This window comes from Marivita sp., from assembly GCF_020055675.1.
Taxonomy (GTDB): Bacteria; Pseudomonadota; Alphaproteobacteria; order Rhodobacterales; family Rhodobacteraceae; genus Marivita.
In genome coordinates, this window is record NZ_JAIPUS010000065.1 from 1 (window position 1) to 4019 (window position 4019).

Genomic DNA, 4019 nt, shown 5'->3' on the forward strand with positions numbered 1-4019 from the left:
AGGCCCTTCGACACCGATTCATATGCAGTCATGTTCCGTCTCCATACTTAGCGACAAGCGTCTTGCTCAATTCAACTGCCGCGGCTTGCTCAGCCTTGGACAGGTTGGCCTTCTCATTCTTGGCGAAGACCGTGATCAGAAAGATCGGCATATGGTTTCCGCCAAATACATACAACGTCCTGAAGCCGCCGCTCTTGCCACCCCCGCTTCTTGGGATGCGGATCTTGCGAAGCCCGCCGCCGAGAGAAACTCCATCATTAGGATTAGCAGCAATGAAGTTGATTGCAGCCTCGCGCTCTTGTTCCGACATGATTGCTTTGGCGCGCCTTTGGAATTCGGGCAGTTCCACCACCGTCTGCAGTCGTGTCATATCGGATTACCATTTATGCTTCATTGGCGTATAAGTCAATGGCACATGAAGTACGCTTAAAGCAACCCACTTTGTGCCACTCTTGGATATAGCCCAGTTGCCAGGACATCCTACCAAAAGCTTAAGGCCAGTGTAGAATGCTGCTGGAAACCATCGAGCGGCTTGCTCCTCCGCAAAGCAGCCATGTCATAACTTTCCAGAAGAGAGGATACGGTGGTCTCCCGGCTGAACCCTGCATTCTTCCGGCCATTTACTACCGCCTCATTCAGGTCCTGGACACTGGTCTGGGGCCCCTGCCCTTGGATGTCCTCGCCCGTTCCACCTTTGGATCATCCGCGATCAGATAAAAACGGCATTCGTTTCTGCGAATTCAGCGCTCGTGCGCAGCGTCGCGGCACAGACGCGTCGCATTGGGCAGTTTGCCCCGAAACCGCTTCAGTGCTTTGAGGATTTCATCCGCGCGGGGCTGACGCCGAACATGCACAGTCTCATCGTCCTTTACCAGGTCGATCTCATCACCCTCCTTTAAGCCAAGTTCACGCACAAGGTCGGCGGGCAAACGGACAGCCAGATAACTCCCCCATTTGGCGACTCGCATCTTGTCCTCTCAAGTAATGGATAAACGACGATCAACGTACATCCATCTTGCTCCAAGAGCAAAGCCATCGCCGTGCCGGTGCCGCGTGGAAAATGTGCCGATACGCCATCGTTACTGAACCTGTTGTCGTCCAATATTTTGAAGAATCATCCGGTTCGCATTGATCTAGCGGTACCATCGACCAATGATACCAAGCCGGTTTCTCAGCAGGTAAGTTTGCCTTGCTTTCGCAAGAAATGATCTAGTGGATCGAGATTTTATTATAACTTTCAATCACTTAACTAAGCGCCAACAGATCGATCGCAATTGGTGCTGTGGATAACTTTTGCACTACATCTAGATTCTTCTTGCCGGACTCACTGGATCGTGGCATTCCCATTCTGACGGCAAAACGCGTCAGACACGCTGTACACCGTCAGAATGACTAAGAGCCTCAACAGAGGCCGAGAGTGGGCGGCAGGACATGGATGATCGTAACATTGGATACACGCAAGGCATAGGCTCTTCCGATATCGGAGCATTTGCCGACAATCTGGCTGAGTCTTTGGATCGCCAGATGAAGATCGCTTTCGAACCCGAAGAACGAAAGTCCCTACGCCGCTTCAGTTCCACCGAAGTCGCCGGCCTCCTGCGCGTAAGCACATCTAACCTGCGCAACCGGCACAAGGACGGCAGCTTCCCGGAAGTGCATACAGACAACCGCGGACACCGGTTCTACACAGCCCAAGAGATTGATGAGTTGCGCGATGTTCTTGGACGCACTGGAAAGCACGCGGAGAGCTACCGCCCAGGTCGACGTGATGGCGATCGTCTCCAGGTGATATCTGTCGTCAACTTCAAAGGCGGTTCATCAAAGACTACTGCAACGATCCATCTTGCGCAGAGATATGCCCTGCGCGGTTACCGCGTGCTGGTCTTAGACCTCGATCCGCAAGCAAGTTTGACCACGTTTTTCGGCTTTCGGCCCGAGCTTGAGTTCGCCGATGGCGGCACAATCTATGATGCTCTGCGATATGAGGACCAAGTTCCACTCTCGAACGTCATCCAGAAGACCTACTTCCATAAACTCGACATGGTTCCAGCAGGCTTGATGCTTTCGGAGTACGAAACTGAGACCGCAAACGCACTCGCCCGTCGCGTACAACCTATCTTCGCGGAGCGCCTCGCCTTGGCGCTTGAAGAGGTTGAGGCAAACTACGACATCGTCCTGATTGATTGCCCGCCTCAGCTTGGCTTTTTGACCCTGACTGCGCTGGCAGCCTCGACGGGGCTTTTGGTAACCGTGGTACCTGGCATGCTTGACATCGCATCCATGAGCCAATTCCTGAAGCTTGCTTCAGAAACGGTCAAGGCGGTGGAGGAAGCCATCGGTCGGCGTGTCACATGGGATTTTGTCAAGTTCCTGATTACCAGATATGAACCGTCGGACGGTCCGCAGACCCAAATGGCAGGCTACCTGAGATCAATTCTGGCAGGTCAGGTCATGACAGAGCCAATGCTGAAGTCTACGGCGATCTCCGACGCGGGGATGACCCAGCAGACCGTCTACGAAGTCGATCCAAGCCAATTCATCAGAAAGACAATTGATCGCGCCCTGACCAGCGTGAATGGCGTTGGCGATGAGCTAGAGCAGACGATCCAAATGGCATGGGGGCGTCGCTGATGGCCCGAAACATCTTCCACCAGCCTCCAAGGAATGAGACGGAGAGCGGAGCCCCTTCCCCTACCCCGCCAAAAGCGGCAAAGCTGCCGGGATCTGTTGGAGGATTGCGCGACTCTTTGCGCGAGATCACAGCAAACTCGATTCGCGATATCGAACCCGATCAGATTGACATGGATGGGCTGCGCGATCGGTTGGTGCTGGAAGATTCCAGTATCGATGAGTTGGCCGAGAGCATTCGCAAGCATGGCCAACAAGTGCCCATCATGGTCCGTCCATCAGCCCAACCGGACAGATACCGCATCATCTACGGCCGCCGCAGGCTTGCGGCGATCCGTAAGGTCGGTGGAACGGTCAAGGCAATTGTTCGAACCTTGGACGATGACGCATCTCTGATCGCTCAAGGCCAGGAGAACAACCTCAGGCTTGATCCGTCTTTCATAGAAAAGTCACTGTTTATCAAAGAGATGCAGGAATCTGGCTACAAACCCGGTGTCATCCAGGATGCTCTGGGTCTGACCCGGCAAGGCGTATCCAACCACAGGGTCGTCATAGAACAACTGCCAGACGGCCTTGTTCAACTCATCGGGCCAGCACATGGGATCGGACGACGGCAGTGGAGTGATCTGGCTGCCTTATCGGTGAAGGTAGATTTGGTGGACGTCGCCAAAGAGGCGCTCGCCACTCTGCCCGAAGACACACCTAGTTCCGAAAAGTTCCAAGCGGTCTGTTCGGCTTGCTCGAGCAAAGCACGTAGCGACAAGAAGCCGCCCAATCGTGGCCTGACTTCGGTCATCAAAGATGAGAACGGCAGTTCATTAGGCACGCTGACAGTCGATGAGAAGGCGATCGCTATCAAGGTCACCAAAAAGGACAATCCAGAATTCGGCCATTGGCTCGAAGAGCGCGTGGAAGCCACGCTTTTGCAGCTCTTTGAACAATGGCGGAATGAGAGAGGCTCTGGGTCCTAACCCAGGCCATAAAGAGCAACACGAGCAGAGGAGAAAAGCGAAGACCCGAAAGAAAAGAGCCCCCCAAAGTTTCCCCTGGAGAGCCCTCATCTTCTGATTAGCATCTATGATGTAGCAACCTCCAGCATACCAGTCAAGAGTCACCGATTCGGTGGACGGATATTTATTGCCTTTTTCCACGAGAAATCGAGGGAAGAGACGGGGAAGTTGTGGGCCGAATGGTCGTCGTGAACAAACCATGGCATTTACAAAACTGTCGATCGAAGCCGCAGGTGCTGATGCAAACCCCGGCTCATTTCCCCCATCTGAAACCGACGTCTGGACAATCTTCAGAGCCCTGAGAGATGCGCGTACCGTGTTTGGTCTACGTCCTAGCCACATACAGACACTTCAAGCCATGCTCAGTTTTCTGAAGCCTGG

At 53.8% G+C, this 4019-nt stretch carries 4 protein-coding genes and 1 pseudogene; 3 read left to right on the plus strand and 2 right to left on the minus strand.

The window, feature by feature from the left end:
- Nucleotides 1-28: 28 nt before the first annotated feature.
- A complete protein-coding gene (locus LCF59_RS17440; RefSeq protein ID WP_292288893.1) occupies nt 29-370 on the minus strand; it encodes a type II toxin-antitoxin system RelE/ParE family toxin in 342 nt (113 codons plus the stop codon).
- Between the two features lie 370 nt (nt 371-740).
- A complete protein-coding gene (locus tag LCF59_RS17445; RefSeq protein WP_292288894.1) occupies nt 741-968 on the minus strand; it encodes an AbrB/MazE/SpoVT family DNA-binding domain-containing protein in 228 nt (75 codons plus the stop codon).
- Nucleotides 969-1431: 463 nt separating this feature from the next.
- On the opposite strand from LCF59_RS17445, the gene repA reads away from it, so the two are divergent.
- The 3 genes and pseudogenes from repA to LCF59_RS17460 form a co-directional block, all read left to right on the plus strand.
- Nucleotides 1432-2631: a plasmid partitioning protein RepA gene (gene repA, locus LCF59_RS17450; RefSeq protein ID WP_292288895.1), complete on the plus strand. Its 1200-nt coding sequence runs from the start codon at nt 1432-1434 to the stop codon at nt 2629-2631.
- A gap of 116 nt (nt 2632-2747) precedes the next feature.
- Nucleotides 2748-3599: a plasmid partitioning protein RepB gene (gene repB, locus LCF59_RS17455; protein ID WP_292288896.1), complete on the plus strand. Its 852-nt coding sequence runs from the start codon at nt 2748-2750 to the stop codon at nt 3597-3599.
- A gap of 238 nt (nt 3600-3837) precedes the next feature.
- A pseudogene (locus tag LCF59_RS17460) lies at nt 3838-4019 on the plus strand (replication initiator RepC); the annotation flags it as partial.

Coding starts and splice junctions, on each gene's coding strand:
- LCF59_RS17440 (WP_292288893.1), bottom strand. CDS start 370: ATGACACGACTGCAGACGGTGGTGGAACTGCCCGAATTCCAAAGGCGC.
- LCF59_RS17445 (WP_292288894.1), bottom strand. CDS start 968: ATGCGAGTCGCCAAATGGGGGAGTTATCTGGCTGTCCGTTTGCCCGCC.
- repA (WP_292288895.1), top strand. CDS start 1,432: ATGGATGATCGTAACATTGGATACACGCAAGGCATAGGCTCTTCCGAT.